This is a genomic window from Delftia sp. NA_296.1, assembly GCF_052692095.1.
The window spans coordinates 719134-745891 of the sequence record NZ_JBQZGF010000001.1 but is presented as its reverse complement, the minus strand read 5'-3'; the positions used below and the strand labels follow the sequence as shown (position 1 = coordinate 745891).

19 protein-coding genes and 1 tRNA gene are annotated in these 26758 nt (G+C 66.4%); 11 read left to right on the top strand and 9 right to left on the bottom strand.

Translation table 11 applies throughout. The features are described from left to right. Nucleotides 1-113 precede the first annotated feature (113 nt). A complete protein-coding gene (locus ACUTR7_RS03495; RefSeq protein WP_012205315.1) occupies nucleotides 114-593 on the top strand; it encodes an Lrp/AsnC family transcriptional regulator in 480 nt (159 codons plus the stop codon). Between the two features lie 156 nt (nucleotides 594-749). Beyond that, on the top strand, nucleotides 750-3200 hold the full coding sequence (locus ACUTR7_RS03490) for a penicillin acylase family protein (RefSeq protein ID WP_445608131.1): 2451 nt from the start codon (nucleotides 750-752) through the stop codon (nucleotides 3198-3200). Nucleotides 3201-3306: 106 nt separating this feature from the next. On the opposite strand, the gene selD is transcribed toward ACUTR7_RS03490, so the two are convergent. Further along, nucleotides 3307-4365, bottom strand: coding sequence for a selenide, water dikinase SelD (selD, locus tag ACUTR7_RS03485; protein WP_043820931.1), 1059 nt, complete (start codon nucleotides 4363-4365; stop codon nucleotides 3307-3309). Between the two features lie 99 nt (nucleotides 4366-4464). Between selD and ACUTR7_RS03480 the strand changes: the two genes are divergently transcribed. From ACUTR7_RS03480 to ACUTR7_RS03465, 4 genes are all read left to right on the top strand, one after another. Beyond that, nucleotides 4465-5289, top strand: a complete 825-nt coding sequence (locus ACUTR7_RS03480; RefSeq protein ID WP_445608130.1) for a GNAT family N-acetyltransferase — start codon at nucleotides 4465-4467, stop codon at nucleotides 5287-5289. A 182-nt stretch (nucleotides 5290-5471) separates the two neighbouring features. Beyond that, nucleotides 5472-6029 carry a YfiR family protein gene (locus ACUTR7_RS03475; protein ID WP_013802668.1) on the top strand — a complete coding sequence of 186 codons (558 nt, stop codon included), beginning with the start codon at nucleotides 5472-5474 and terminating at the stop codon, nucleotides 6027-6029. Next, nucleotides 6026-7255 carry a sensor domain-containing diguanylate cyclase gene (locus tag ACUTR7_RS03470; RefSeq protein ID WP_013802667.1) on the top strand — a complete coding sequence of 410 codons (1230 nt, stop codon included), beginning with the start codon at nucleotides 6026-6028 and terminating at the stop codon, nucleotides 7253-7255. The genes ACUTR7_RS03475 and ACUTR7_RS03470 overlap by 4 nt, the downstream gene beginning before the upstream one ends. A gap of 1 nt (nucleotide 7256) precedes the next feature. Next, nucleotides 7257-7763 (top strand): OmpA family protein, encoded by a 507-nt coding sequence (locus ACUTR7_RS03465; protein WP_065345702.1) that lies wholly within the window; start codon nucleotides 7257-7259, stop codon nucleotides 7761-7763. 33 nt (nucleotides 7764-7796) lie between these two features. Here the strand turns inward: ACUTR7_RS03465 and ACUTR7_RS03460 are convergent. The 8 genes from ACUTR7_RS03460 to ACUTR7_RS03425 form a co-directional block, all read right to left on the bottom strand. Continuing rightward, nucleotides 7797-7892: transfer RNA gene (locus tag ACUTR7_RS03460), tRNA-Sec, on the bottom strand. A gap of 180 nt (nucleotides 7893-8072) precedes the next feature. Continuing rightward, nucleotides 8073-10004 (bottom strand): selenocysteine-specific translation elongation factor, encoded by a 1932-nt coding sequence (gene selB / locus ACUTR7_RS03455; RefSeq protein ID WP_445608129.1) that lies wholly within the window; start codon nucleotides 10002-10004, stop codon nucleotides 8073-8075. 10 nt (nucleotides 10005-10014) lie between these two features. Beyond that, the gene (gene selA, locus ACUTR7_RS03450) at nucleotides 10015-11493 is read right to left on the bottom strand and encodes an L-seryl-tRNA(Sec) selenium transferase (RefSeq protein WP_445608128.1); all 1479 of its coding nucleotides are present in this window, start codon (nucleotides 11491-11493) and stop codon (nucleotides 10015-10017) included. A gap of 14 nt (nucleotides 11494-11507) precedes the next feature. Further along, nucleotides 11508-12482 (bottom strand): formate dehydrogenase accessory protein FdhE, encoded by a 975-nt coding sequence (fdhE, locus tag ACUTR7_RS03445; RefSeq protein WP_096916118.1) that lies wholly within the window; start codon nucleotides 12480-12482, stop codon nucleotides 11508-11510. Between the two features lie 212 nt (nucleotides 12483-12694). Continuing rightward, a complete protein-coding gene (locus ACUTR7_RS03440) occupies nucleotides 12695-13321 on the bottom strand; it encodes a formate dehydrogenase subunit gamma (protein ID WP_012205324.1) in 627 nt (208 codons plus the stop codon). Continuing rightward, the gene (gene fdxH / locus ACUTR7_RS03435) at nucleotides 13318-14247 is read right to left on the bottom strand and encodes a formate dehydrogenase subunit beta (RefSeq protein WP_063326298.1); all 930 of its coding nucleotides are present in this window, start codon (nucleotides 14245-14247) and stop codon (nucleotides 13318-13320) included. Before fdxH ends, ACUTR7_RS03440 begins: the two co-directional genes overlap by 4 nt. Before the next feature lie 10 nt (nucleotides 14248-14257). Then, a complete protein-coding gene (fdnG, locus tag ACUTR7_RS03430; protein WP_445608127.1) occupies nucleotides 14258-17323 on the bottom strand; it encodes a formate dehydrogenase-N subunit alpha in 3066 nt (1021 codons plus the stop codon). A 357-nt stretch (nucleotides 17324-17680) separates the two neighbouring features. Next, nucleotides 17681-18844, bottom strand: coding sequence for an AI-2E family transporter (locus ACUTR7_RS03425; protein ID WP_034393000.1), 1164 nt, complete (start codon nucleotides 18842-18844; stop codon nucleotides 17681-17683). Nucleotides 18845-19075: 231 nt separating this feature from the next. Between ACUTR7_RS03425 and ACUTR7_RS03420 the strand changes: the two genes are divergently transcribed. The 5 genes from ACUTR7_RS03420 (at nucleotide 19076) to ACUTR7_RS03400 (ending at nucleotide 26757) form a co-directional block, all read left to right on the top strand. Then, complete coding sequence (locus ACUTR7_RS03420) at nucleotides 19076-21955, top strand: 2-oxoglutarate dehydrogenase E1 component (RefSeq protein ID WP_034393004.1); 2880 nt, start codon at nucleotides 19076-19078, stop codon at nucleotides 21953-21955. Between the two features lie 54 nt (nucleotides 21956-22009). After that, the gene (gene odhB / locus ACUTR7_RS03415; RefSeq protein WP_013802659.1) at nucleotides 22010-23275 is read left to right on the top strand and encodes a 2-oxoglutarate dehydrogenase complex dihydrolipoyllysine-residue succinyltransferase; all 1266 of its coding nucleotides are present in this window, start codon (nucleotides 22010-22012) and stop codon (nucleotides 23273-23275) included. Between the two features lie 90 nt (nucleotides 23276-23365). Then, a complete protein-coding gene (gene lpdA / locus ACUTR7_RS03410) occupies nucleotides 23366-24793 on the top strand; it encodes a dihydrolipoyl dehydrogenase (protein WP_013802658.1) in 1428 nt (475 codons plus the stop codon). A gap of 97 nt (nucleotides 24794-24890) precedes the next feature. After that, nucleotides 24891-25994 carry a cell division protein ZapE gene (gene zapE / locus ACUTR7_RS03405; protein WP_012205332.1) on the top strand — a complete coding sequence of 368 codons (1104 nt, stop codon included), beginning with the start codon at nucleotides 24891-24893 and terminating at the stop codon, nucleotides 25992-25994. A 73-nt stretch (nucleotides 25995-26067) separates the two neighbouring features. Then, on the top strand, nucleotides 26068-26757 hold the full coding sequence (locus ACUTR7_RS03400) for a hypothetical protein (RefSeq protein WP_445608126.1): 690 nt from the start codon (nucleotides 26068-26070) through the stop codon (nucleotides 26755-26757). The last annotated feature ends 1 nt before the right edge of the window (nucleotide 26758 follow it).

Genomic DNA, 26758 nt, shown 5'->3' with positions numbered 1-26758 from the left:
AACGACGATGCGCAACGCATAAAATCGCCGGATTGGGGGAGATCTCTGCCGAAATGTGGAACCACATCCGGGCAGCCTCCATGGGTGCTTGCCGTTGAAATCCAGGGAACCGCATGGAATACCGTCTTGATGAAACCGACCGCCAGCTGCTGCGTCTGCTGCAGACCAATGCACGGGCTTCCACCGCTCATCTGGCTCGGCAGATGAATCTGGCGCGCACCACGGTGGTGGCGCGCATTGCCAGGCTGGAGCAAGAGGGCGTGATCGCCGGCTACGGCGTGCGCCTGGGCGCACGCGTGGAGCAGTCTGCCGTGCGGGCGTATTGCGGCATCCGCGTGCAGCCCAAGACGGCCACGTTGGTCATGCAGGCGCTCAACCGCTTCACCGAGGTCGAGGAGGTCTCTGCCGTCAGCGGCCAGTACGACTACATGGTGTTCGTGCGCTGCGAGAGCAATGAAAAGCTCGATGCGCTGCTGGACCGCATCGGCCTGATCGACGGCATTCAGCAGACCTACACCTCGGTGGTGCTCAGCCGCAAGATCGACCGGCGCACCACGGCGGCCCTGAGCCAGCCGGGCGAATCCGCTGCCTGACGGGCGCGCTGCAGCCCTTGCAACCACTGTCGGGTCTCTGACATCTGCTAGTGAAACTGCCGGGTAGGCAGTCCCTTGCGGCCCTCCTATGCTGTTGTGGGCCCCCGTACAAACAGGGGCCTTTCTTTGTGTACGCATAACACCAGGAGACAAAGCATGTACCCAGCGGTTCGCAGTGGATGGAAGCCCCTGTCATTGATTTGCCTGGCCGCCTTGGCGGCCTGCGGCGGTTCGGGCGACGGCTCCAGCAGCAAGTACAGCGCGGAGATCCGCCGCACGGAAATGGGCATTCCGCACATCAAGGCCAAGGACTGGACGGGCCTGGGCTATGGCGCCGGCTATGCCCAGGCGCAGGACAACCTGTGCACCATGGCCGACTCCTTCCTGACGTACCGTGGGGAGCGCTCGCGCTACCTTGGCGGCGATGCCCAGGCCGTCTACGACAGCACCATCGACCGGCCGCGCAATCTCGACTCGGACTTCTTCTTCCGCCATGTCGTCTCCGATGACGCCGTGGCCGCCATGATCCAGGCCCAGCCGGACAAGCTCAAGCAACTGGTCGATGGCTTCGTGGCCGGCTACAACCGCGTGGTGCGCGAGACCCCGGCCGGGGCCAAGACCAATGCGGCCTGCGCGGGCCAGCCTTGGGTGCAGGCCATCACCGCGCAGGACATCTGGCGGCGCATGTACACGGCCAATCTGGCCGGCGGCTACAGCAACTTCGTGGCCCAGATCGCCAATGCCGTGCCGCCTGCAGCGGCTGCGGCTGCAACGGCCTCGGCCAAGCCGGCGAAGGCCCGGCCGGCCGTGACGCAGCTGGCCGCGCTCAAGCCGGGGCAGGTGGTGGCGCCATCATTGCAGGTGGGCGGCACCACGGGCATCGGCAGCAACATGTACGGCTTTGGCCAGCAGGCCACGGGCGGCGGCAGCAGCGTGCTGTTCGGCAATCCGCACTGGTACTGGAAGGGGCCGGACCGCTTCTATCAATCGCAGCTCACGATTCCGGGCGAGATCGATGTCAGTGGCGCAAGCTTTCTGGGCATCCCGATGGTGCTGATCGGCTTCAACAACGACGTGGCCTGGAGCCACACCGTGTCCACGGCGCGGCGCTTCGGCCTGTTCATGTACCAGTTGGCGCCCAATGACCCGACCCGCTATGTGCGCGACGGCAAGACCGAGGCCATGCAGGCCAGTAAGATCACCGTGAGCGTGCGCAATGCCTCCGGCGGGCAGGACCAGGTCACGCGCACGCTGTACAAGACCGTGCACGGCCCGGTGGTCAACCTGGGCGCCATGGACCCGGCGCTGGGCTGGACCACGCAGAGCGTGTTCGCCATCCGCGACATCAACGCCTACAACTACCGCACCTTCCGCAACTGGCTGCGCTGGAACCAGGCCAAGTCGCTGGACGAGTTCATCCGCATCCAGAAGGAGGAGTCGGCCATTCCCTGGGTCAACACCGTCGCCGCAGGGCGCGGCAACGCCCAGGTCTGGTATGCCGACATAGGCGCCGTGCCCAACGTGCCGCCCGCGCAATTGCAGGCCTGCGCCACGCCCGCCTCGGCCGCCATCAACGCGGCGCTGCCCCAGGTGCCGGTGCTGGCCGGTGGCAGCAGCCAGTGCGACTGGAGTTCGGATGTGGATTCGGTGCAGGCGGGTGCCATCGGCCCCGCGCGTATGCCCAATTTGCTGCGCAGCGACTACGTGGGCAACATGAACGACAGCTACTGGCTGTCCAATGCCTCGGCGCCGCTGACCGGCTATCCGGCCATCTTCGGCTCCACTTCGTCGGCCCAGAGCCTGCGCACGCGCCTGGGCCACACCATGGCGCTGCAGCGGCTGGCGGGCACGGACGGCTACCCGGGCAAGCTTGCCACCAGCGACATCGTGCGCCAGATGGTGCTGGACAGCCGTGTCTACAGCGCGCGCTTCAAGGACGAGGCATTGGCCCAGGTCTGTCCAGGCCCCGTGTCCACGGCTGGTGAAACGGTGGACGTATCGGCTGCCTGCACGGCGCTGCAGGCCTGGGACGGCACGGGCACGGCGGCATCCAGGGGCTCCCATGTCTGGGATGAGTTCTGGAAGCGCGTGGCCAGCCAGATCAAATCGGCCGACCTGTATGCCGTGCCTTTCGATGCGGCCGACCCCGTCAACACGCCGCGTGGCATCAAGCCCACGGCCAAGGCGGCGCTGCAAAAGGCGTTCGCCGAAGCAGTGAAGGCCGTGCAGGGCAGCGGCTTTGCCATGGATGCGGCGCGCGGCACCGTGCTGTTCTCGCAGCGCGGCGGCGAGAAGATCGCGCTGTATGGCGGCTGCGGCGAGGTGGGCTACTTCACCATCACCTGCTCGGAAAACAAGATAGAGCAGGGCGGCTACAGCATGGACGGGCAGCCGCACGGCAACAGCTACATGCAGGTGGTGAGCTTCCCGTCGGCCGGTGTGGAGGCCCATACCTTCCTGACCTTCTCGCTGTCGGACGACCCGGCCTCGGCCCACTACGTGGACTACACCAAGGCCTACGGCGCCCGCCAATGGCTCAAGCTGCCGTTCACCGACAGCGCCATCCAGGCCAGCCCGGCCTACAAGACGCAGACCGTGAGCGAGTGAAGCAACCTGTGACCCTGTGACGGGCCGCCGGTTCGCTGGCGGCTCGCCGGGAGTGCAAAAAGCAACGGGGGCCTCGGCCCCCGTCGCTTTTGGAATGCGCTGGCCGTCAGTCCACGATGACGCGCGGCTCGCCCGCCTCCATGCGGCCGACGATGGCGGCACTGCCAAAGCCCTGCTCGGCAAACAGTGCAAGCACCTGATCGGCAACATCCGGCGTGCAGGACACGAGCAGGCCGCCCGAGGTCTGCGGATCGGTCAGCAGCGCGCGCTGCGCATCGGTGATGCCGGCGCCCAGCGCAACCTGCGCGCCATACGAGGCCCAGTTGCGGCCCGAGGCGCCCGTGATGACGCCCTGCTCGGCAAAGCCCTGCACCGTGGGCAGCACCGGCAGGCTGCGGCTGTCGATGCGTGCCGTCAGGCCCGCGCCGCGTGCCAGCTCCAGGCCATGGCCCAGCAGGCCGAAGCCCGTCACATCGGTCAGCGCGTGCACGCCGTCCATCTTGCCCAGCGCCGTGCCGGGGCGGTTGAGCAGGGTGGTTGCTTCCACCATGGCGCGGTAGCCGGCCTCGTCCAGCAGGTTCTTCTTGAGTGCGGCCGACAGAATGCCCACGCCCAGCGGCTTGCCCAGGATCAGCACGTCGCCGGCCCGGGCGTCGGCATTGCGCTTCATCTGGCGGGGGTTGACGATGCCGATGCCGACCAGGCCGTAGATGGGCTCGACCGAGTCGATGGAGTGGCCCCCGGCCAGCGGAATGCCGGCATCGCGGCAGACCGATTCGCCACCTTCCAGGATCTTGGCAATGGTGTCGTGCGGCAGCACATTGATGGGCATGCCCACGATGGCCAGGGCCATCAGGGGCTGGCCGCCCATGGCGTAGATGTCGGACAGCGCATTCGTCGCGGCGATGCGGCCGAAGTCATACGGGTCGTCCACGATGGGCATGAAGAAGTCCGTGGTCGCCACGATGGCCTGCTCGTCGTTGATGCGGTAGACGGCGGCGTCGTCGGCGGTCTCCGTGCCCACCAGCAGGTCCGGGAAGAACTGCTTGGGCAGCGCGCTCTTGCCGATCAGCTCCGCCAGCAGGCCCGGCGCGATCTTGCAGCCGCAGCCGCCGCCATGGGACAGCGAGGTAAGTCGGGGGGCTTGGGAGGTGTCTGTGGTCATGGAGCAATCCGGCGATCGGCGGCGATCGCAGTAGTGGGAAAGAGTGCCTGCCGCCAGCGCGGCGGCGCGCCATATTATGGGCGGGCACGGCGGGCGGCCATGGTACAAGCGGGCATGTCCAAGTCTTTCACTCATGACCGCGCATCCGTGGAATGCGATCCCGAGACGGTGGTGGGCGTGGAGCAGCGCGGCTTCAACGCCTGGCCAGCCCAGCGCACCGTGCTCTGCGGGGATTGGCTGCTGCGCGCCGCGCAGGGCCATACCAAGCGCGCCAACTCGGCCAATGCCCAGCAGCCCGGCGCCCGCCTTGGCGCCTTGCTGCCGCAGATCGAGGCCTTCTACGAGCGCCAGGGCCTGCCTGCCATCTTTCGCCTCTCGCCCCTGGCAAGTCCCGAGGCGGATGCGCAGCTGGCGCAGGCCGGCTACCTGCTGGCCGACCCTTCCCTGGTGATGCGTGCCGCATTGACGGACATGGCGCCGCCAGCGAACGACCAGGGCTGGACCCTTGCCATTCAAGCCCAGCCTGGCACGGCCTGGCTGCAGGGCTTTGCCGAGGCCGGCGCCGTGCCGGAGCAGCACAGGCAGGCGCACCACCATATGCTGCAGTCCATTGCCTGGCCCGCCGCATTTGCTTCGCTGCAAGTGGGCGGTGGAGCGGGCGGCGAGGTGGTCGGGTTTGGCTTGGCCGTCGTGGAGCGCGGCTGCGTGGGCCTGTACGACATCGTCATCACGCCTGCGCTGCGCGGCCAGGGACTGGGCCGGGCGCTGGTGCATGGCCTGATGCACTGGGGGCAGACACAGGGAGCGCAATGGGCCGAACTGCAGGTGCGTGCGCCCAACATGGTGGCGCGCGGGCTGTATGAAAGCCTGGGCTTTCAGGCACTCTACGGCTATCACTACCGGCTGCCTGCCTCTGCGCTTTGATGTGTTGCCGCATTGGCCCATCACGGGCGCCCCGGCGTGACAGTCCCGGCGGCCCGATGGGGTCGATATGTGAAAAAATGCTTCAGTGCGCCAGCGTGGCGCAATGCATGGATATTCCGTTCAAGGAGCCTTGGTTGGCAGTTCGCACACATCGCATACATCACACACACCGCAGGTGGGGCATGGATTGCAGGATCAAAGGCCTGTCTGCCCGGGCCTGGCTGGTCGTGGGCTTGCTGGCCTTGCAGGCCGGGCTGGTGGGGCAGGCACATGCGGAGCCGGCGGCCGATGAGCATGAGCTGGGGGTGACCCGCACCGTCGTAGGCATCCTGGGCTACACGCGCTGGCCCACGGAAAGCCCCGTGCTGCGGCTGTGCGTGGTGGGCTCCACCGAATATGCCGACGACCTGCTCAATGGCGCCCCGCAGACCGTGGGCAGCCAGCGGCTGGAAGTGCGGCGCGTGGTGCCCGTCGATGCGCGCGCCCTGGTCGAATGCGAGGGCATCTATGCCGGCCAGCTCGATGAGGCGGCCTGGCGCAAGCTCATGGAGCAGCTGGCCGGGCGGCCGCTGCTGACCATCAGCGAGCGGGGCGAGCTGTGCCGCATCGGCGCCATGTTCTGCCTGCGCCGCCGTGGCGAAGGCGCGGGCTTCGAGGTCAGCCTCGACTCCGTGGCCCGCAGCGGCCTGCGTGTCAATCCCAAGGTGCTGCAACTGGCGCGCCACAGGACCTTGCCATGAAGTTGTCCCTGTCCGGCAATGCCTCCCTGCGCAACGTGATCCGCCGCGCGCACCTGCGCATGGCGGCGGTGGCCATCGCGCTGGCAGGGGCGCTGCTGCTCATCGTCGGCGTGGCCACCCTGCGCCTGTACCTGTCCAACAACCTGCATCTGGTGGCCCGTTCGCTGGCCTATACGGTCGAGGCATCGCTGGTCTTCGGTGACCGCGATGAGGCCGCCCGCGTGCTGGACCAGCTGCTGCGCGGAGAAGGCGTGGCCCATGCCGAGGTCTTCGATGCCGAGGGCCGCCCGTTCGTGCGGTGGTCGGGCCATGGTGGCTCGGCGCTGTCCAGCATCGGGGAGCTGCTGGCCGTGGGCATTGGCCTGCCGCGCGCCGAGGCCGATGTGCGCCAGGACGGCAGGCTGGTCGGCAGTGTGCAGCTGGCCAGCGATGGCGTGGGCCTGGTCCGCTTCCTGGGCGCAGGTTTCATCGTGCTGGTGCTGTGCGTGGGTGTCAGCGGCTATGTGGGCCTGCGCCAGTCGCGCCGCATGCTGCGCGACATTGCCGAGCCGCTGCAGCAGCTGGCTCGCGTGGCCCGGGCCGTGCGCCATGACCGATCCATGGACCAGCGCGTGCCGCTGGCGCGCATTGCCGAGCTGCGCGAGTTGGGCGACAACTTCAACGCCCTGCTGGCCGAGCTGCAGACGCGCCATGAGCGGCTGCAGCAGCAAAATTCGGCCCTGGAGCGGCAGGCTTCGCGCGACAGCCTCACGGGGCTGGCCAACCGCCTGCATTTCGAGCAGCGACTGCAGCAGGCGCTGGACAGTGCGGCGGAGAGCGGGCAGAAGCTGGCCGTGCTGTTTCTGGACAACGACCGCTTCAAGCAGGTCAACGACGCCTACGGCCATGCCGTGGGCGATGTGCTGCTCAAGGCGGTGGGTGCCCGGCTGCGCTCGCAGGTGCGCGAGACCGACCTGGTCGCCCGCCTGGGTGGCGACGAATTCGCCATCCTGCTCTATCCCATCGGCGGCGGCGGCGACGCGCAGATGGTGCAGGACAAGATAGAGGCCGCCATGCGCGAGCCCCTGGTCGTTGGCGACGGCGTGGTGCTGCAGCCTTCGGTCAGCGCGGGCGTCGCCCTTTTTCCCAAGCATGGCCAGAGCATGGAGACGCTGATGCGCCATGCAGACCAGGCCATGTACCAGGCCAAGGCCATGCGCCAGGCCGAACGAATCACAGGAGGATGACATGTTGAAACGACGGAGCTGGATCCGGATGTGCGGCGCAGGTGCGGCCGCAGTGCTGGCCCTTGCGCTGGCAGGTTGCCAGACGGTGCCGCAGGCGCCGGCCAAGGCGCCGGGGCTGACCGAAGAACAGCAGCAGTTGCTGCGCAGCCAGGGTTTTGCGCAGGCAGACCAGGGCTGGGAGCTGCAGATGTCGGGCAAGCTGCTGTTCGGCTTTGATTCGGCCGAAGTCGGCGCACAGGCGCGTACCAAGGTGCTGGAGCTGGGCCGTGCCCTCAAGGGCGTGGGCATCGAGCGGCTGCGCGTGGAAGGCCATACGGACGATCGCGGCAGCGATGCCTACAACATGCGCCTGTCGCTGCGCCGCGCAGAGGCCGTGGCCGATGTGCTGGCCGAAGCTGGCCTGGCGCGCCAGGATATCGAGGTCAAGGGCCTGGGCCGCGCCATGCCCGTGGTGCCCAGCGATGCAGCGGAGAACCGCCGCGTGGCCATCGTCGTGCCCTTGCAATAGCCGGAAGCTGGCTGGAATCAGAGTCGGGGGGATTGGCGGAAAGCAGCAGGAGTCGAACCTACCCAGGAGCGGCTGACGCCCCTGACCGGGTTTGAAGCCCGGGCGCACCACCGGGTGCGTATGCTTTCCTTCTGGATTGAAGCTCCCCCTGAGCGGCTTACGCCGCTTCCCCCTCTCTACCCGCTTCGCGGGGGAGGGGGACGACACCCTTGCTGCGGGGCGGCCCTTGCTCGGTGTCTCTCGCCCTGGGCCGCGCCGGTTGCTGGCGCCGTGGCGAAGCAAAGCTGGTCATTGTAGCGGCCCCTTGCCTCAGATTCTTGCTGTGGCGCCAGTGGTCCACTGCACATCGGGGCGCAGCAGGTGGGCGTCGCGCAGGCGGCGGGTGTAGCCGATGCGGTCGAAGAATTCGAGGATCTGGATGGCGCGTTTGCGGCCCAGGCCGGTGGCGTCGCGGAAGGCGTGGGCCTGGATTTCGGCGTTGGGGGTGGAGGAGGCCAGCTCGCGGACCAGGGCCGCGAGTTCGTCCATGCGGGCTGCCGTGTAGAACAGGTCCTTGGTGACTTGGAACAATTGGCCCTGGCGTGCGAGCTTGCGCAGCAGCTGGCGCACGGTTTCCTCGCCGGTGGCGCTGTCGCGGGCCAGGTCGCGCACCCAGGGCGGGTCGTAGCGGCCGGCCTCGATGGCGGGCAGCAGTTTCTGGGCGATCTGCGTTTCACTGTCCGACAGCTGCACGCTGTGGCCGGGCAAGTGCAGCCAGGCGCCGCTGGCGGCCAGGCTGCCGTCCTGCAGCAGGGCTTGCAGCAGGCCCTTCCACAGAGCGTCATGCCCTGCATGCACCAGGCCCGACAGTGCCATGCGGCGCAGGCGTGCGGCGTTCACGCCGGGCTCGTCGGGGCTTTTGTCGTGGAAGTGCGCCATGCTGTCCAGCACCTGGTTGCGCAGCTGCTGCAAGCGTGCCTCGCCCAGCAGCAGCGTATCGCCCTCGGCCAGGGGGAGGCGGTGCAGGCGGGCATCCGTGGCCACCGATGCGCGGCCCGTCAGGCGCATGAGCTGCGAAGTGGCAATGCCGTGCGCCGCGCCTTGCACCAGCGCGCTGGCGTCCCCGGTGGCAATCAGCAATTCCAGCGCCTGCAGATAGGCCGTGCGCTCGGGGCTGCGGCGCTTGCGTGCGGGTGCAAAGGGGTCGATGACGCTGCCGCCGGCAATGGTGCGGCTGGCCTGGGCATTGCGCACGATGAGCCGGTCGCCGGGTTGGGCATGTACGGGCATGTCCAGCACCAGTTGGACGATGGCCTGTTCGCCCGGGCCCAGTGGCTGGTCCTGCAGCAGGGCCACGTGGGCCGTACAGCGCGCCGTACCGATGTGCACATGCACAGGCGTCCATTGGGCCAGTGATGGCGCATCGGCCAGCAGTTGCAGGCGCACGTCGATCCGGTCGCTGGCCTGCAGCAGCCGTGCGTCGGCGATCCAGTCGCCGCGCGTGATGGCTTCCTTGGCAATGCCCGACAGGTTGAGCGCGCAGCGCTGGCCGGCCAGGCCCTGTTCGCTGGCCTGGTTCTGGGCATGCAGGCTGCGCACGCGCACCTCGGTGCCCGAGGCCGAGTGCACCAGCGTGTCGCCCACCTTCACCTGCCCGCCGAACACGGTGCCCGTGACCACGGTGCCCTGGCCCGGCAGCGTGAAGCTGCGGTCCACGGCCAGGCGGAACAGCCCGTCGCTGGCCCGCGCGGGAATGGACTGGGCGCGCGCCATGAGGTGCTCGCGCAACTGCGCCACGCCTGCGTCGTCAGGCAGGGCTGCCGCGGTAGGGAAGACCGGCGCGCCGGCCAGTGGCGTGGGGGCCAGCAGGGCCCCGATCTCGGCCCGCACCTGCTGCAGCCGCTCGGGCGTGGCACGGTCGGCCTTGGTCAGTGCCACGGTGGCCTCGCGCACGCCCAGCAGGCGCAGGATGTCCAGGTGCTCGCGCGTCTGCGGCATGACGCCGTCGTCGGCGGCCACCACCAGCAGGGCGTGGTCTATGCCCACGGCGCCTGCGGCCATGGTGTGCACGAATTTCTCGTGGCCGGGCACGTCGATGATGCCCAGCACCTCGCCATTGGGTAGCGGCGTGTAGGCATAGCCCAGCTCGATGGAGATGCCGCGCGCCTTCTCTTCCTTGAGGCGGTCGGTGTCCACGCCCGTGAGCGCGCGCACCAGGGTGGTCTTGCCGTGGTCGATGTGGCCGGCGGTGCCGATGATCATGCGTTCGTCCTCAGGCGATGTGCAGCAGCGGCAGCTGTTCGGTGAAGGCCGGCTCGTCGGCCGCTTCCAGGCAGCGCAGGTCCAGCCACAGAGCGTCGTCATGCAGCCGGCCGATGACGGGGCGGGGCAGGCTGCGCAGGCCGGCCTCCAGCCGGGTGAGCTGGCGGCCGGCCTGGCGACCGTCGGCCGGATGCAGGCGCAGGCCCCAGCTGGGCAGGTTTTCCACGGGCAGGGCGCCGCTGCCGATCTGGCTGTTCATCTCGGCGGTTTCCACCACATAGCGGCTGCCCAGCGCCTGCTGCACCAGCGGCTGCAGAGCCTGCGCGCGGGCCTGCATGTCGGCCTGGGGGCGCGTGAACAGGCGCAGCGTGGTCAGGCGCTCGGCCAGCTTTTCGGGATGCAGGTACAGGCGCAGCGTGGGCTCCAGCGCGGCCAGGGTGAGCTTGCTCACGCGCAGTGCGCGCTTGAGCGGATGTTTCTTGATGCGGGCGATCAGGTCCTTGCGGCCCACGATCAGGCCGGCCTGCGGGCCGCCCAGCAGCTTGTCGCCGCTGAAGGTGACGATGTCGGCGCCCGACTCGATGGTCTCGCGCACCGTGACCTCGTAGGGCAGGCCCCATTCGCGCAGATCGACCAGGGTGCCGCTGCCCAGGTCCACCACCATCTGCAGGCCGTGCGCATGGGCAATGGATGCCACCTCCGCGTCGCTCACGGCCTTGGTGAAGCCGGTGATGGCGTAGTTGCTGCAATGCACCTTCATGAGAAGGCCGGTGTGTTCGCCGACAGCGCCTTCGTAGTCGCGCGCATGGGTTCGGTTGGTGGTGCCCACCTCGACCAGGGTGGCGCCTGCGCGCGTCATCACGTCGGGAATGCGGAAGGCCCCGCCGATCTCCACCAGCTCGCCGCGCGAGACGATGACTTCGCGCCCGGCCGCCAGCGTGGCCAGGGTCAGCAGCACGGCGGCGGCGTTGTTGTTGACGACGGTGCAGGCCTCGGCGCCCGTGAGTTCGCAGACCAGGGATTCGATCAGGTCGTCGCGGTCGCCACGGCCGCCGTCTTCCAGGTCGTACTCCAGGTTGGCCGGCGCCGTCATGGCGGCCACCACGGCGTCCACCGCCTCCTGCGGCAGCAGGGCGCGGCCCAGGTTGGTGTGCAGCACCGTGCCCGTGAGGTTGAAGACCGTGCGCAGCCGGGGCGCAAAGCGCCTCGCCAGGCGCAGGCCGGCTGCCTGGACCACCTCGGTGATGCCGGGCGCGCCTGCATCGGGCTCGTCGGACCGCAGCCGCTCCTGCGCATCGGCCCGCATCTGCGCCAGGGATTCGCGCACGGCCTGGGTGCAGGCATCGAGGCCGTGGCGCTCGCGCAGCGCGAGCATGTCGGTGCTCAGCAGCACCTTGTCCACGGCAGGCAGGCGCAGCGCGGACGGGGCAGGGGAGGCGGCAGGGGAGGCGGCAGGGGAGGCGGCAGAGGTGGCGGCGGTATCGGTCATGGCGTGCGAAAGGGTCAGGCAGCAGGCGTGGCGGGGTCGATCAGCGCGTCGCCGGCCTCATCCTGTTCCTCGGCAAAGGCCACGTAGAGCAGGGGATTGGCGCTGGCGCGCTGAAAGCGCGTCTCCTCGCCCATCAGCAGGTCCAGCATCAGCGAGGCCAGGTCGTCGGCCAGGGGCTCGGCCATCGGGTCCTTTTCCTGGTTGACCACCTTGCGGTAGCTGCCGCATTCCTCGCAGGTCTCGGCCAGCACGGTATCGCCTGCGCCATCGATGCCCTGGTACTCGACACCCTTGGTCGACTCGCAGTGCGAGCACTTGACGCGCACCATGTGCCACTCCGTGCAGCAGGTGCCGCAGTGCAGGTAGCGGTGGCCCGCCGCCTTGCCGCCGATGCGCAGCACGCTGGCCACGGGCTCGCTGGCGCAGACGGGGCAGATCGAGGCGGGATCGGTATAGGGCACGTCGCGTGCGCTCAGGCCGCTGGCGCGCGTGGCAAACACCACCTGCAGCGCAGCCATCACAAAAGGCGCCATGCCTACGTGGCGGGCCGCCACTTCCTTTTGCAGCAGCCGCTGCGCGATCTCGTCACGCCCGGCCGTGTCCAGCGCGCGCAACTCCTGCAGCAGCGGCTGCAGCGGCGCAGGCAGGCCATCGGCGCCCGACAGGGCATCGAGCATGCGGTCCAGCACGCCGTGCCAGGCGGCATCGATATGGTCGGCGGCAGGCAGCAGCGGCATCGAATGCTCCTGCGCCCGCGCGATCAGCGCCGCATCGGGCTCGGCCAGCGTCAACTGCCCGGCCGCCTTGGCCTGTGCGTCCACGATCTGCGCCACGAACCGCAGGTAATCGGCAATCGGATTGCCCTCGGCCAGCTGCCGCAGCCGCGCCGCCCGCTCGACGAACAGCCCCGGCAACTGCGGCAGCAGCACGCGCGGAAAACTGGTGTGGTCCAGCGACTCGATATCGCCAGGTTGAAGAATGCGTTGCATTGGAATGTTCCAAAAAGACAATCGCCCAGCGTCCAGGGACGCCGGGCGGCTGGTGGCTTCAGGCGAAAGGCTAACACGGGGTTCCGCATTGTCCTTGGCCTATGAAACCGGCGTGCCCCAGATCAGGGGCACCGAGGAAGGGCCGCCCCGCACCGAGGGTGCCGTCCCCCCCGCGAAGCGAGAGGGGGAAGCGGCGCAGCCGCTCAGGGGGCTCAGTCGTTATCCCCGGTCATCTTGCGATACCACCCCCGGTGATGCTGCTTGGCCCAGGCCCGCGTCACCGTGCCGTACAGCATGGCGCGGATGGTGCCCCGGGTCCAGATGGCCGCGTACACGTGCATGATGATCAGGCCGATCATCCACACGCCCGCAATGGCATGCACCACCGAGGCGGCACGCACCACGTTGACGGGCAGCGTCCACCAGGCGCGCCACATGAGCGCGCCGGTCACGGTGATCGCCAGCATTCCGATGACCAGGCCCCAGAACAGCAGCTTCTGGCCGCCGTTGTACTTGCCCTGCTCGGGCATGTCGTGGTCGTCGCCGTCGATCATCTTGTTGACGTTCTTCAGCCACTCGATGTCGCGAGGCTCGACCACGTTCAGGCGCCAGAAGCGCAGCGCCATGATGATGAAGAACAGCGCCATCACCACCCCGATGTAGGGGTGCAGGATGCGCGTCCACGGCCCGCCGCCGAACAGCTGCGTGAGCGGGAAGAAGGCCGGGTGGAAGAATGCCAGGCCCGACAGCGCCAGCAGGATGAAGCAGATGCCGACCACCCAGTGGTTGGCACGCTCCGATGCGTTGTAGCGCACCAGGTCACGTGGATTGCGTTTCATCGGCGGGCCTCCTTTTCAGTGGCTTCCTGGTCCTTGCGGTCCATTTCGTCTTCCAGTTCTTTGGACACGTCGTTCGGGCCCTTGGTGATGTAGTGGAACAGGCTGCCGACGGCAGCTGCGCCCAGCGCGGCCATGGCCAGCGGCTTGGCAACGCCCTTCCACAGGGACACCATGGGGCTGATCTTCGGGTCGTCGGGCAGGCCCTTGTACAGCGAAGGCTTGTCCGCGTGATGCAGCACGTACATCACATGGGTGCCGCCCACGCCTTGCGGGTCATAGAGGCCGGCCTCGGCATAGCCGCGCCGCTTGAGGTCGCCGATGCGGTGCTCGGCCTGGTCCTTCATCGCCTCCTTGGTGCCAAACATGATGGCGCCGGTGGGGCAGGTCTTGACACAGGCAGGCTCGCGGCCAACGGCCACGCGGTCCGAGCACAGCGTGCACTTGTAGGCCTTGTGGTCCTTCTTGGAAATGCGCGGAATGTTGAACGGGCAGCCCGTGACGCAGTAGCCGCAGCCCACGCACTGGTCCTGCTGGAAGTCCACGATGCCGTTGCTGTACTGCACGATGGCGCCCGGCGAGGGGCAGGCCTTCAGGCAGCCCGGGTCCTCGCAGTGCATGCAGCCGTCCTTGCGGATCAGCCACTCCAGGTTGCCGGTCGCTTCGTTCTCGTACTCGGTAAAGCGCATGACGGTCCACGACTGATCGGTCAGATCGGTCGGGTTGTCATAGACGCCGGCCGCGCAGGTTCCGATTTCGTCGCGCAGGTCGTTCCACTCCATGCAGGCGGTCTGGCAGGCCTTGCACCCGATGCACTTGGAGACATCGATGAGCTTGGCCACCTCGCCGCTGTGCGTTTCGCGCGCACTGGGAGCAGGCGTCGTCGTGGCCGAGCGACGCTTGATATCGAGAGACATGGTTGATGACATCAGCTGCTCCTTAAACCTTTTCCACCTTCACGAGGAAGGTCTTGGATTCCGGGGTAAGGCTGTTGCCATCGCCCACCGATGCCGTCAGGTTGTTGGCCATGTAGCCCTTGCGGCCCGTCGACGAGAAGCCCCAGTGAATGGGCACGCCCACGTGGTGGATGGTCTTGCCATCGATCTTCATGGGCTTGATGCGCTTGGTCACCACAGCGGCTGCCTTGACGAAGCCGCGCTTGGAGCTGACCTTCACATGCTGGCCGGTCTCGATGCCCAGTTCCTTGGCCAGCGCCTCGCCGATTTCCACGAACTGCTCGGGCTGAACGATGTTGTTCAGCTGAACATGCTTGGTCCAGTAGTGGAAGTGCTCGGTCAGGCGGTACGTCGTGCCCACGTGCGGGAACTCGCTGGGCGAGCCCGCCGAATCCTTGACGGAGTCGAAGATCCGCGTGGCCGGGTTGATGACCGCCAGCTTGTTGTCGGGATACATGGGGTTGTATCCCAGCGGGTTGTCAAAGGCCTCGTAGTGGGTGGGGAACGGTCCCTCGTTCATGCCCTTGCGGGCGAAGAAACGCGCCACGCCCTCGGGGTTCATGATGAACGGATCGGTGGTCTCCGGCGGCATGGTCGGGCCCATGTCGGGCACGTCGGCACCGCCCCAGGCCTTGCCGTTCCAGCGGATCAGCGTGCGCTTGGGATCGAACGGCTGGCCGTTGCGGTCGCAGGAGGCGCGGTTGTAGAGCACGCGGCGGTTGGCCGGCCAGGCCCAGGCCCAGTTCAGCGTGTTGCCTATGCCCGTGGGGTCGCTGTTGTCGCGCCGGGCCATCTGGTTGCCGGACGAGGTCCAGCAGCCTGCCCAGATCCAGCAGCCGCCCATCGTCGTGCCGTCGTCGCGCATCTCGCCGAAGCCGGCCAGCTGCTCGCCGGCCTTGCGGATGAGCTTGGTCGGGTCCTTGGGGTCGAACAGGTCCACCAGGGCGCGGCCGTTGTACTCCTTGGCGATCTCTTCCGAGGTCGGATGATCGGCATGGGCGTAGGGCCACCACAGCTTGGTGATCGGCTCGGGGAACTTGCCGCCGTCCTTCTCATAGGCCTGCTTCAGGCGCAGGTGCAGGGCCGACATGATGGCAATGTCGGTCTTGGCCTCGCCCGGAGGCTCGGCCGCCTTCCAGTGCCACTGCAGCACGCGCGAGGAGCTGACGACGGCGCCGTCTTCCTCGGCAAAGCAGGTCGTGGGCAGGCGGAACACCTCGGTCTGGATCGATGCCGGATCCACGTCGTTGAACTCGCCGTGGTTCTGCCAGAACTCCGACGTTTCGGTGACCAGCGGGTCCATGATCACCAGGAACTTCAGCTTCTTGAGGCCTTCGCGCACATTGTTGCTGTTTGCAAGGGCCGCCAGCGGGTTGAAGCCCTGGGCGATGTAGCCGTTGATCTTGCCCTGCGCCATCAGGTCGAACACCTGCAGCATGTCGTACTGCCTGTCCAGCTTGGGCAGGTAGTTGAAGGCCCAGTTGTTCTCGGCCGTGGCCGCCGGTCCCCACCAGGCCTTCATCAGGCTCACGTGGAACTTGGGCGTGTTCGACCAGTAGTTCATCTGGCCCGGGCGCATGGCCTTGGGCGTGCGCGCGTCGATGTACTTCTGGTAGTCCTGCTCGCCTTCGTTGGGCAGCGTCAGGTAGCCGGGCAGCGAGGCCGACAGGATGCCCAGGTCCGTCAGGCCCTGGATGTTGGAGTGCCCGCGCAGCGCATTCATGCCGCCGCCGGCCACGCCGATGTTGCCCAGCAGAAGCTGCACCATGGCGCCCGTGCGCAGGATCTGCGCACCCGTGGTGTGCTGTGTCCAGCCCAGTGCGTACAGGATGGTTGCGGCGCGGCCCGGCACTGCCGTCGAGGCCAGCTTCTCGCACACATGCAGGAATTTTTCCTTGGGCGTGCCGCAGGCGCTCTCCACCTTCTCGGGCGTATAGCTGGCGTAGTGGCGCTTGAGCCATTGGTACACGCAGCGCGGATGCTGCAGGCTGGCGTCCACCTTCACGTAGCCGTCGGCGTCGAGCTCATAGTCCCAGCTGGACTTGTCGTACTTGCGGGTCTGCGGGTCGTAGCCCGAGAAGATGCCTTCGTCGAACGCAAACTCCTCCTTCACGATGTACGAGAAGTCGGTGTAGTTCCTCACGTACTCGTGATGGATCTTGTCGTTCGTGAGCAGATAGTTGATCACGCCACCCAGGAACACGATGTCCGAGCCCGACCGGATGGGGGCGTAGAAATCGGCCACGGAGGCGGAGCGGTTGAAGCGCGGATCGACCACCATGAAGTGCGCACCGTTGTGCTCCTTCGCTTCGGTCACCCACTTGAAACCGCAGGGATGTGCTTCAGCGGCATTGCCGCCCATGATCAGGATAACGTCCGCGTTCTTGATGTCGACCCAATGGTTCGTCATCGCTCCACGGCCAAACGTCGGGGCAAGACCTGCCACCGTCGGGCCGTGTCAGACACGTGCTTGGTTATCGAGTGCGAGCAGGCCCCAGGAACGGGCAACCTTGTGTGTGACGTAACCGGCTTCGTTGCTGGAGGCCGAGGCGGCCAGCATGCCGGTGGTCAGCCAGCGGTTCACCGTCTGGCCCTTGTCGTTTTGCTCGACGAAGTTCGCGTCGCGATCGTCCTTGAGCAGCTTGGTGATGCGCGTCAGCGCCTCGTCCCAGGACATGCGCTTCCACTCGTTGGAGCCGGGGGCGCGGTACTCGGGGTACTTCAGGCGGTGCGGGCTGTGGACGAAGTCCAGCAGCGATGCGCCCTTGGGGCACAGCGTTCCGCGATTGACGGGGTGGTCGGGATCTCCCTCGACGTGGATCACCGACAGCTTGGCGTTCTTGACGCCATCGCTCAGCGAATACATCAGGATGCCGCAGCCTACCGAACAGTAGGTGCAGGTCTGGCGGGTGACCGTGGTGGCGGCCAGCTTGAACTGGCGCACTTCAGCCAGGGCGGCCGTGGGCGAGAAGCCCATCAACGCCAGGCTGGATCCGGCCAGAGTCGAACCAGTCACTTTCATGAACTGGCGTCTGGAGAATTGGACCATGTGGGGTACCTTCTAATAGAAATTGACGCTTGTAAGCAAATTCTACGAGTGCACCCCGGAATCAATCCGGGAAATAACCCTTAATCCTGAGTCGCCCTGTGCGGCATTCGCGCGCAAGCTCCACGCCAGGCCTTGCTGCGCGGGGCTTGCCGGGGCGCCGCCCGGCGGGATCATCAGTTGAAATGATTATCTGGATTCAGGGCTTCGGACATTTTGTTTTATATCAATCCGCCATTCATTGAATGGATGAATGAGGACGATGAATCCAGGCTATTGCGCGAATGCGATCCATTTGCACCCATTGAATGCCTGAAAATGGATTTCCGGCCCCGTCCAGAGGGAGGGGCCGGAGCAGGCTCAGCGTGCCGGCGGGCGCGGATCCTGCGGTGCTTGCTTGAGGTCCATATCATCCGATGTCTGATATTCAGCATGCGCCAAACCTGCCTGGGCAAGTTGGCGGCGCTTTTCCTCATCTTGCACTTGCATGCGCGAGAACATGTCCCAGATTGCCATGAACAGGGCCGCGATCACGGGGCCTATCACAAAACCCGTCAGTCCGAAGAGAGCCATGCCGCCCAGCGTCGAGATCAGCACGATGTAGTCGGGCATCTTCGTGTCCTTGCCCACCAGCAAGGGGCGCAGTACGTTGTCCACCAGGCCGATCACCAGCACGCCGTAGGCGATCAGGATCAGGCCCTTGCCCATGGCGCCGGTGGCCAGGAAGTAGATGGCCACAGGGGCCCAGATCAGGCCGGCGCCCACGGCCGGCAGCAGCGACAGGAAGGCCATCACCACGCCCCACAGCACGGGCCCCTGGATGCCCAGGATCCAGAAGATCAGCCCGCCCAGCGCGCCCTGGGCGGCCGCCACGGCCAGGTTCCCCTTGACGGTGGCACGGATCACGGTGGTGAACTTGCTCGACAGCTCGGCCTTGTGGTCGGCCTGCAGCGGAATCGCCATGCGGATGCGCTGGGTCAGGTCACGGCCGTCGCGCAGCAGGAAGAACAGCAGGTACAGCATCACGCAAAAGCCCACCAGGAAGCCGAACGTGTTCTGGCCTATGCCCAGCGCCTTGGTGGCGGCCAGCTTGGATGCCTGCATGGCGATGCTGGACAGCTTGTCCTGCAGCTCGGCCAGCGAGCCCAGGTGCAACCTCTCCAGCCAGGGTGTGACCCAGGAGGGCAGGGCGTCCATGATCTGTTGCAGATAGGTGCCTGCATCCAGGTTGCCGCTGTTGACGCGCTCATAGATCAACGAGGCCTCGCGCACCAGGGAGGCGCCGATCAGCGCCAGCGGCAGGATGGCAACGACCAGGCACAGCAGCAGGGTGGACAGGGCGGCGAGATTGGTGCGCCGGGGCATGCGCGCCAGCAGGCGCCGGTGCAGCGGCGAGAACAGGATGGCCAGGGCGACGCCCCAGAAGATGGCCCCCATGAATTCCCAGAGCACGGCACCGAAGCCTATGGTCGCCGCGATCAGCAGCAGCATGAAAGTGCGTTTGTGTAAGGGCAGCAGGTTCATCTGTCGGTCCGTTCGGAAGATGCGCCAATGTACGCGACTGCGGGAACTCCCGGAGGGTCCAGGTAATCGCTTGGTAACTGCCCTGCTGCGATGTTTGAACGGTGGCACAATGGCGGTCGCAACCAGGCCCTTCCCCAGCCACAGTCGCATCCGCCAATCGGTACAGCCGTGTCGCGGAAGGTTCTACAAACCAGCTAATGCCTCCTTCAGGGAGGCGGAGGTCAGCGCAATATGAGCGATCAGACGTCGGTCTACCAAGCCTATCAAGGCAATACTTACCTCTTCGGCGGCAATGCCCCCTACGTCGAAGAAATGTACGAGAACTACCTGGCCAACCCCGGTAGCGTGCCGGATTCCTGGCGCGAGTACTTTGATGCACTGCAACATGTGCCCGCAGTCGACGGCACGGACTCCAAGGACGTCCCGCACCAGCCCGTCATCAACGCTTTCGCCGAGCGCGCCAAGCAAGGCGGCACCAAGGTGGTCGTGGCCTCCGGCGCCGACTCCGAGCTGGGCCGCAAGCGCACCGCCGTCCAGCAGCTGATCGCCGCCTACCGCAATGTCGGCGCACGCTGGGCCGATCTCGATCCCCTCAAGCGCACCGAGCGCCCCGAAATTCCCGAGCTGGAGCCGTCGTTCTACGGCTTCACCGATGCCGACCAGGAAACGGTGTTCAACACGAGCAACACCTTCTTCGGCAAGGAAAGCATGTCTCTGCGCGAGCTGATGAACGCGCTGCGCGAGACCTACTGCGGCACCCTGGGCACCGAGTACATGTATGCCACCGACCAGACGCAAAAGCGCTGGTGGCAGCAAAAGCTGGAAACCAGCCGTACCAAGCCCAGCTTTGACGCCAACCAGAAAAAGCGCATCCTCGACCGCCTGACGGCTGCCGAAGGCCTGGAACGCTACCTGCACACCAAGTATGTCGGCCAAAAGCGCTTCTCGCTGGAAGGCGGCGAAAGCTTCATCGTCGCCATGGACGAGCTGATCAACGCTGCCGGCCAGAAGGGCGTGCAGGAAGTCGTGATCGGCATGGCCCACCGCGGCCGCCTGAACGTGCTGGTCAACACCCTGGGCAAGATGCCGAAGGACCTGTTCGCCGAGTTCGATCACACCGCTCCCGAAGATCTGCCCTCGGGTGACGTGAAGTACCACCAGGGCTTCAGCTCCGATGTGTCCACCGCTGGCGGCCCTGTCCACCTGTCGCTGGCCTTCAATCCCTCGCACCTGGAAATCGTCAACCCCGTGGTCGAAGGCTCGGTGCGCTCGCGCATGGACCGCCGCGACGACCCGCACGGCAAGCAAGTGCTGCCCGTGCTGGTGCACGGCGATGCCGCCTTTGCCGGCCAGGGCGTGAACCAGGAAACCCTGGCGCTGGCCCAGACCCGTGGCTACACCACGGGCGGTACGGTGCACATCATCATCAACAACCAGATCGGCTTCACCACCTCCGATCCGCGCGACACCCGCTCCACGCTGTACTGCACCGACATCGTCAAGATGATCGAGTCGCCCGTGCTGCACGTGAACGGCGATGATCCGGAAGCCGTGGCACTGGCCGTGCAGCTGGCGCTGGAATTCCGCATGGAATTCTCCAAGGACGTGGTCGTGGACATCGTCTGCTTCCGCAAGCTGGGCCACAACGAGCAGGACACGCCTGCCCTGACCCAGCCGCTGATGTACAAGAAGATCGGCGCCCACCCCGGCACCCGCAAGCTGTACGCCGACAAGCTGGCCACGCAAGGCCTGGGCGAATCGCTGGGCGACGACATGGCCAAGGCCTACCGCGCCGCCATGGACGAAGGCCGCCACACCGTGGATCCGGTGCTGACGAACTTCAAGAGCAAGTACGCCGTGGACTGGAGCCCGTTCCTGGGCAAGACCTGGACCGACGCTGGCGACACCGCCATCCCGCTGACCGAATGGAAGCGCCTGGCCGAACGCATCACCACCATCCCCGAGACCGTGACGCCGCACGCGCTGGTCAAGAAGGTCTATGACGACCGCGCAGCCATGGGCCGCGGCGATGTCAACGTGGACTGGGGCATGGGCGAGCACATGGCCTTCGCATCGCTGGTCGCATCGGGCTACCCCGTGCGCCTGTCGGGCGAGGACTGCGGCCGCGGCACCTTCACCCACCGCCATTCGGTCATCCATGACCAAAAGCGTGAAAAGTGGAGCGAAGGCACCTACATCCCGCTGCAGAACGTTGCCGACAGCCAGGCTCCGTTCACCGTCATCGACTCCATCCTGTCCGAAGAGGCCGTGCTGGGCTTCGAGTACGGCTACGCGTCGAACGACCCCAACACCCTGGTGATCTGGGAAGCCCAGTTCGGCGACTTCGCCAACGGCGCCCAGGTGGTGATCGACCAGTTCATCGCCTCCGGTGAAGTCAAGTGGGGCCGCATCAACGGCCTGACGCTGATGCTGCCGCACGGCTATGAAGGCCAGGGCCCCGAGCACAGCTCGGCACGCCTGGAGCGCTTCATGCAGCTGGCCGCCGACGCCAACATGCAGATCGTGCAGCCCACCACGGCCAGCCAGATCTTCCACGTGCTGCGTCGCCAGATGGTGCGCCCGCTGCGCAAGCCGCTGGTCATCATGACGCCCAAGTCGCTGCTGCGTAACAAGGATGCGACCTCGCCGCTGTCCGAGTTCACCAGCGGTGGTTTCCAGACCGTGATCCCCGAGCAGGACGAAGCCGTCGTGAAGAACGCGGCCAAGGTCAAGCGCGTGATCGCATGCTCGGGCAAGGTCTACTACGACCTGGTCAAGAAGCGCGCCGAGAAGGAAAGCAAGGACGTCGCCATCATCCGCGTCGAACAGCTGTACCCCTTCCCGCACAAGGCCTTCGCCGCTGAACTCAAGAAGTTCGGCAACGCCACCGAGATCGTCTGGTGCCAGGACGAGCCGCAGAACCAGGGCGCCTGGTTCTTCGTGCAGCACTACATCCACGAGAACATGCTCGATGGCCAGAAGCTGGGCTACTCCGGCCGCGCTGCCTCGGCATCGCCCGCCGTGGGTTACGCACACCTGCACCAGGAGCAGCAAAAGGCTCTGGTGGAAGGCGCGTTCTCCAAGCTCAAGGGTTTTGTCCTGAACAAGTAAGGCAGCCCCCACCCGCTACGTATCAGTACAGAACACTTTTGGAAAGAATCACAAATGGCTATCGTTGAAGTCAAAGTTCCCCAGCTGTCCGAGTCCATCGCTGAGGCCACCATGCTGACCTGGAAGAAGAAGGCCGGCGAAGCGGTTGCAATCGATGAGATCCTCATCGAAATCGAAACCGACAAGGTCGTGCTCGAAGTGCCCGCACCCGCCGCTGGCGTGCTGGCCGAGATCGTGCAAGGTGACGGCGCCACCGTGGTGGCCGAGCAGCTGATCGCCAAGATCGACACCGAAGGCGTGGCCGGCGTGGCCGCTGCCGCTCCTGCCGCAGCCGCCGCTCCCGCTGCCGCAGCGCCTGCTGCTGCTCCCGCCGCTGCTGCTGCCACTGGCGGCAGCAAGGGCGATGTCGCCATGCCCGCCGCTGCCAAGCTGCTGGCCGAGAACAACCTGTCGGCCGCCAACGTGGCTGGCTCCGGCAAGGATGGCCGCGTGACCAAGGGCGACGCCCTGGCCGCCGTCAAGGGCGGCGTGCAGTCCACGGCTGCCGTCATCCCCACCGGCGTGCCCACCAAGGCGCTGCCCCAGGTGTCGGCTCCCGCTGCCAAGGAAGACCTCAGCGGCCGTCCCGAGCAGCGCGTGCCCATGAGCCGCCTGCGTGCCCGCGTGGCCGAGCGCCTGCTGCAGTCGCAGTCCACCAACGCCATCCTGACCACGTTCAACGAAGTGAACATGGCCCCGGTGATGGATCTGCGCAAGAAGTTCCAGGACGCCTTCACCAAGGAACACGGCACCAAGCTGGGCTTCATGTCCTTCTTCGTCAAGGCGGCAGTGCACGCCCTGAAGAAGTACCCCGTGCTCAATGCTTCCGTGGACGGCAACGACATCGTCTACCACGGCTACTTCGACATCGGTATCGCCGTGGGTTCGCCCCGTGGCCTGGTGGTGCCCATCCTGCGCAATGCAGACCAGATGAGCTTCGCCGACATCGAAAAGAAGATTGCCGAATTCGGCAAGAAGGCGGCAGACGGCAAGCTGGGCATTGAAGACATGACCGGCGGCACCTTCTCCATCTCCAACGGCGGCACCTTCGGCTCGATGATGTCCACCCCCATCATCAACCCGCCCCAGTCGGCCATCCTGGGCGTGCACGCCACCAAGGACCGCGCCATGGTCGAGAACGGCCAGGTCGTGGTGCGCCCGATGAACTATCTGGCCATGTCCTATGACCACCGCATCATCGACGGCCGCGAAGCCGTGCTGGGCCTGGTGGCCATGAAGGACGCGCTGGAAGATCCTTCGCGCCTGCTGTTCGACCTGTAATTCCACAGGGTTCGACACGACGAAAACCCACCCTTGGCCGCGCGCCCTGCGGTGGGTTTTTTCATGCATCACAGACAAGAGATTCCTGAAATGAGCAAGCAATTCGACGTCATCGTCATCGGCGCGGGCCCTGGTGGCTACATCGCTGCCATCCGTGCCGCACAACTGGGCTTCAACGTGGCCTGTATCGACGAGTGGAAGAACGCCGCTGGCGGCGCCGCTCCGGGCGGCACCTGCACCAACGTGGGCTGCATTCCCTCCAAGGCCCTGCTGCAGTCGTCCGAGCACTTCGAGCACGCCAATCTGCACTTTGCCGACCATGGCATCTCCACCGGCAAGGTCGAGATGGACGTGGCCAAGATGATCGCCCGCAAGGATGCGGTCGTGAAGCAGAACAACGACGGCATCCTGTACCTGTTCAAGAAGAACAAGGTCACCTTCTTCCACGGCCGTGGCTCGTTCGTCAAGGCGGTCGAGGGCGGCTACGAGATCAAGGTTGCCGGCAAGGAAGAGGAAGTGCTGACGGGCAAGCAGATCGTGGTCGCCACGGGCTCCAGCGCCCGCGCGCTGCCCGGCGTGCCCTTCGATGAAGAGAACATCCTGTCCAACGACGGCGCCCTGCGCCTGGGCAAGGCCCCCAAGAAGCTGGCCCTGATCGGCGCTGGCGTGATCGGCCTGGAAATGGGCTCGGTCTGGCGCCGCCTGGGCACGGAAGTGGTCGTGCTCGAAGGCATGGACAAGTTCCTGTCCGCCGTGGACGAGCAGATCGCCAAGGAAGCCAAGAAGGCGTTCGACAAGCAGGGCCTGAAGATCGAGCTGGGCGTGAAGATCGGCGAAATCAAGAGCGGCAAGAAGGGCGTGTCCATCGCCTACACCAACGCCAAGGGTGAAGCCCAGGCGCTGGAGGCCGACAAGCTGATCATCTCCATCGGCCGCACCGCCAACACGGCCGGCCTCAATGCCGAGGCCGTGGGCCTGGCTCTGGACGAGCGCGGCTGCGTCGTGGTCGATGACGACTGCAAGACCAGCCTGCCCGGCGTCTGGGCCGTGGGCGACGTGGTGCGCGGCCCGATGCTGGCGCACAAGGCCGAGGAAGAGGCCGTGGCCGTGGCCGAGCGCATTGCCGGCCAGCATGGCCATGTGAACTTCGGCACCATTCCCTGGGTGATCTACACCAGCCCCGAAATCGCCTGGGTGGGCCGCACCGAGCAGCAACTGAAGGAGCAGGGCGTCAAGTACAAGGCTGGCACCTTCCCCTTCCTGGCCAACGGCCGCGCGCGCGCCCTGGGTGATACCACGGGCATGGTCAAGTTCCTGGCCGATGCCGAGACCGACGAAATCCTGGGCGTGCACATGGTCGGCCCCATGGTCTCGGAGCTGATCTCCGAAGCCGTGGTCGCCATGGAGTTCAAGGCATCGAGCGAAGACATCGCCCGCATCTGCCATGCCCACCCCTCGCTGTCCGAGGCCACCAAGGAAGCGGCACTGGCCGTTGACAAGCGCACTCTGAATTTCTGAGTGCCAGGCTAGCCATCTAGCCCAAGCCAAAGACCTGAAAGCGCTTGCTCTGCAAGCGTTTTCAGCTTCTGAATACATAGCGAATGGTTGATGCTGCATGAGCGTTTCAGTGCGAGAGGCCTACGAGGCCGAACTGGTAGCCAAGGGCTTTCACAGTGATCCTGCGCAGTTGCGCGCCGTCGAGGCGCTGCAGCGCTGTGCCGACGACTGGGCGGTCTACCGCCAGCGCCGCTCCAACGCCTTCAAGAAGCTCATCAACCATCCCGAGATTCCCCGCGGCGTCTACATGTACGGCGGGGTGGGGCGCGGCAAGAGCTTTCTCATGGACTGCTTCTTCAACGCCGTGCCGCTCAGGCGCAAGGTGCGCCTGCATTTCCACGAATTCATGCGCGAGGTCCACCGCGAGCTCGCCGTGCTGCAGGGCACGCAGAACCCGCTGGACGTGCTGGGTGCCCGCATCTCCAAGAAGTACAAGCTGATCTGCTTCGACGAATTCCACGTGGCCGACATCACGGACGCGATGATCCTGCACCGGCTGCTGGTCTCGCTGTTCGCCAACGGCGTGGGCTTTGTCACCACCTCCAACTTCAAGCCCGACGAGCTGTATCCGGGCGGCCTGCACCGCGACCGCATCCTGCCGGCCATCGACCTGCTCAACGAGCGCATGGAAGTCGTCAACGTGGACAACGGCACGGACTACCGCCGCCGCACGCTGGAAAACGCCCGGCTCTATCACACGCCCCTGGGTGCCGAGGCCGATGCGGCCATGACCGAAACCTTCGACAAGCTGGCCGAAGTCAAGGACGAAGACCCCGTGCTGCACATCGAGGCGCGCGAGATCCGTGCGCGCCGCCGCGCCGGTGGCGTGGTCTGGTTCGACTTCCGCGAGCTGTGCGGCGGCCCGCGCTCGCAGAACGACTACCTGGAGATCGCGAGCCAGTTCCACACCGTGCTGCTGTCCGACGTGCCCTATATGCCGGTCAACATGGCATCGCCCGCGCGGCGATTCACCTGGCTGGTGGACGTGCTGTACGACCGCAGGGTCAAGCTGGTCATCTCGGCCGCCGTGCCGCCCGAGCAGCTTTACACTGAGGGCCCGCTGGCCCATGAGTTCCCCCGTACCGTATCGCGCCTGAACGAGATGCAGTCCAAGGAATTCCTGGCGCTGGAGCGCCGTGTGGTGGACACCAGCCTGACCTGAGGCCGGTCCCGGCCGCTGGCGTCGTTTGCCGGACCTGTACATGTTGAAACTGCCTACCTCTGCTTTTGCCCTTGTGAAGAAACTGCCCACTGCCCTGGGCGCTGCGCTGGCCTGCCTTGTGCTGGCCGGCCCGGCCATGGCTGCGGATGCTGGCGCCGATGCCGATGCGCGGCAGGAACGCGCCCAGGCTGCAAAGCAGGTCCAGGCCGAGCGCAAGGCTGCACGCGCTGAGATCGCGGCCCAGCGTGCCGTCATCGACAGGCGGCGCACGGCCCTGGAGTCCGAGTGCTACCAGCGCTTTGCCGTGGAAGACTGCCTCAGGCAGGCGCGCGAGGAGGCCCGCGAGCAGGACAAGCCGCTGCGCGAACGCGAGCTGCAGATCAACGACGAGGAGCGCAAGGAGCGCGCCGCCCAGCGCCTTGAGGATATCGAGGCCAAGAAGGCGCAGAAGGCCGCCTCGTCCATGCAAGCCAAGGAGCGGCCACCGGCCGCCCAGCGCGACACCCAGGCCCTCAGGGCCCAGCGTGCCCAGGACGCACAGCAGCGCGCAGCCCAGCAGGCCAGCCACCAGCGTGATCGCCAGGCGCAGATCGAGCAGCGCCAGTCTGCGCAGGAGCAGGAGCGGCGAACTGCCGCCCGCGCCCAGTTCGAGGCCAAGCAAAAAGAGGCTGCCGAGCGCAAGGCCCGCGCCGCCGATGCCGCCCGTGAACGCGGCCCGCAGGCAGCGCCACTGCCTGCGCCTCCCGCGCCTGCGGCGCCCTGAG

Coding starts and splice junctions, on each gene's coding strand:
- ACUTR7_RS03495 (WP_012205315.1), top strand. CDS start 114: ATGGAATACCGTCTTGATGAAACCGACCGCCAGCTGCTGCGTCTGCTG.
- ACUTR7_RS03490 (WP_445608131.1), top strand. CDS start 750: ATGTACCCAGCGGTTCGCAGTGGATGGAAGCCCCTGTCATTGATTTGC.
- selD (WP_043820931.1), bottom strand. CDS start 4,365: ATGACCACAGACACCTCCCAAGCCCCCCGACTTACCTCGCTGTCCCAT.
- ACUTR7_RS03480 (WP_445608130.1), top strand. CDS start 4,465: ATGGTACAAGCGGGCATGTCCAAGTCTTTCACTCATGACCGCGCATCC.
- ACUTR7_RS03475 (WP_013802668.1), top strand. CDS start 5,472: ATGGATTGCAGGATCAAAGGCCTGTCTGCCCGGGCCTGGCTGGTCGTG.
- ACUTR7_RS03470 (WP_013802667.1), top strand. CDS start 6,026: ATGAAGTTGTCCCTGTCCGGCAATGCCTCCCTGCGCAACGTGATCCGC.
- ACUTR7_RS03465 (WP_065345702.1), top strand. CDS start 7,257: ATGTTGAAACGACGGAGCTGGATCCGGATGTGCGGCGCAGGTGCGGCC.
- selB (WP_445608129.1), bottom strand. CDS start 10,004: ATGATCATCGGCACCGCCGGCCACATCGACCACGGCAAGACCACCCTG.
- selA (WP_445608128.1), bottom strand. CDS start 11,493: ATGACCGATACCGCCGCCACCTCTGCCGCCTCCCCTGCCGCCTCCCCT.
- fdhE (WP_096916118.1), bottom strand. CDS start 12,482: ATGCAACGCATTCTTCAACCTGGCGATATCGAGTCGCTGGACCACACC.
- ACUTR7_RS03440 (WP_012205324.1), bottom strand. CDS start 13,321: ATGAAACGCAATCCACGTGACCTGGTGCGCTACAACGCATCGGAGCGT.
- fdxH (WP_063326298.1), bottom strand. CDS start 14,247: ATGTCATCAACCATGTCTCTCGATATCAAGCGTCGCTCGGCCACGACG.
- ACUTR7_RS03425 (WP_034393000.1), bottom strand. CDS start 18,844: ATGAACCTGCTGCCCTTACACAAACGCACTTTCATGCTGCTGCTGATC.
- ACUTR7_RS03420 (WP_034393004.1), top strand. CDS start 19,076: ATGAGCGATCAGACGTCGGTCTACCAAGCCTATCAAGGCAATACTTAC.
- odhB (WP_013802659.1), top strand. CDS start 22,010: ATGGCTATCGTTGAAGTCAAAGTTCCCCAGCTGTCCGAGTCCATCGCT.
- lpdA (WP_013802658.1), top strand. CDS start 23,366: ATGAGCAAGCAATTCGACGTCATCGTCATCGGCGCGGGCCCTGGTGGC.
- zapE (WP_012205332.1), top strand. CDS start 24,891: ATGAGCGTTTCAGTGCGAGAGGCCTACGAGGCCGAACTGGTAGCCAAG.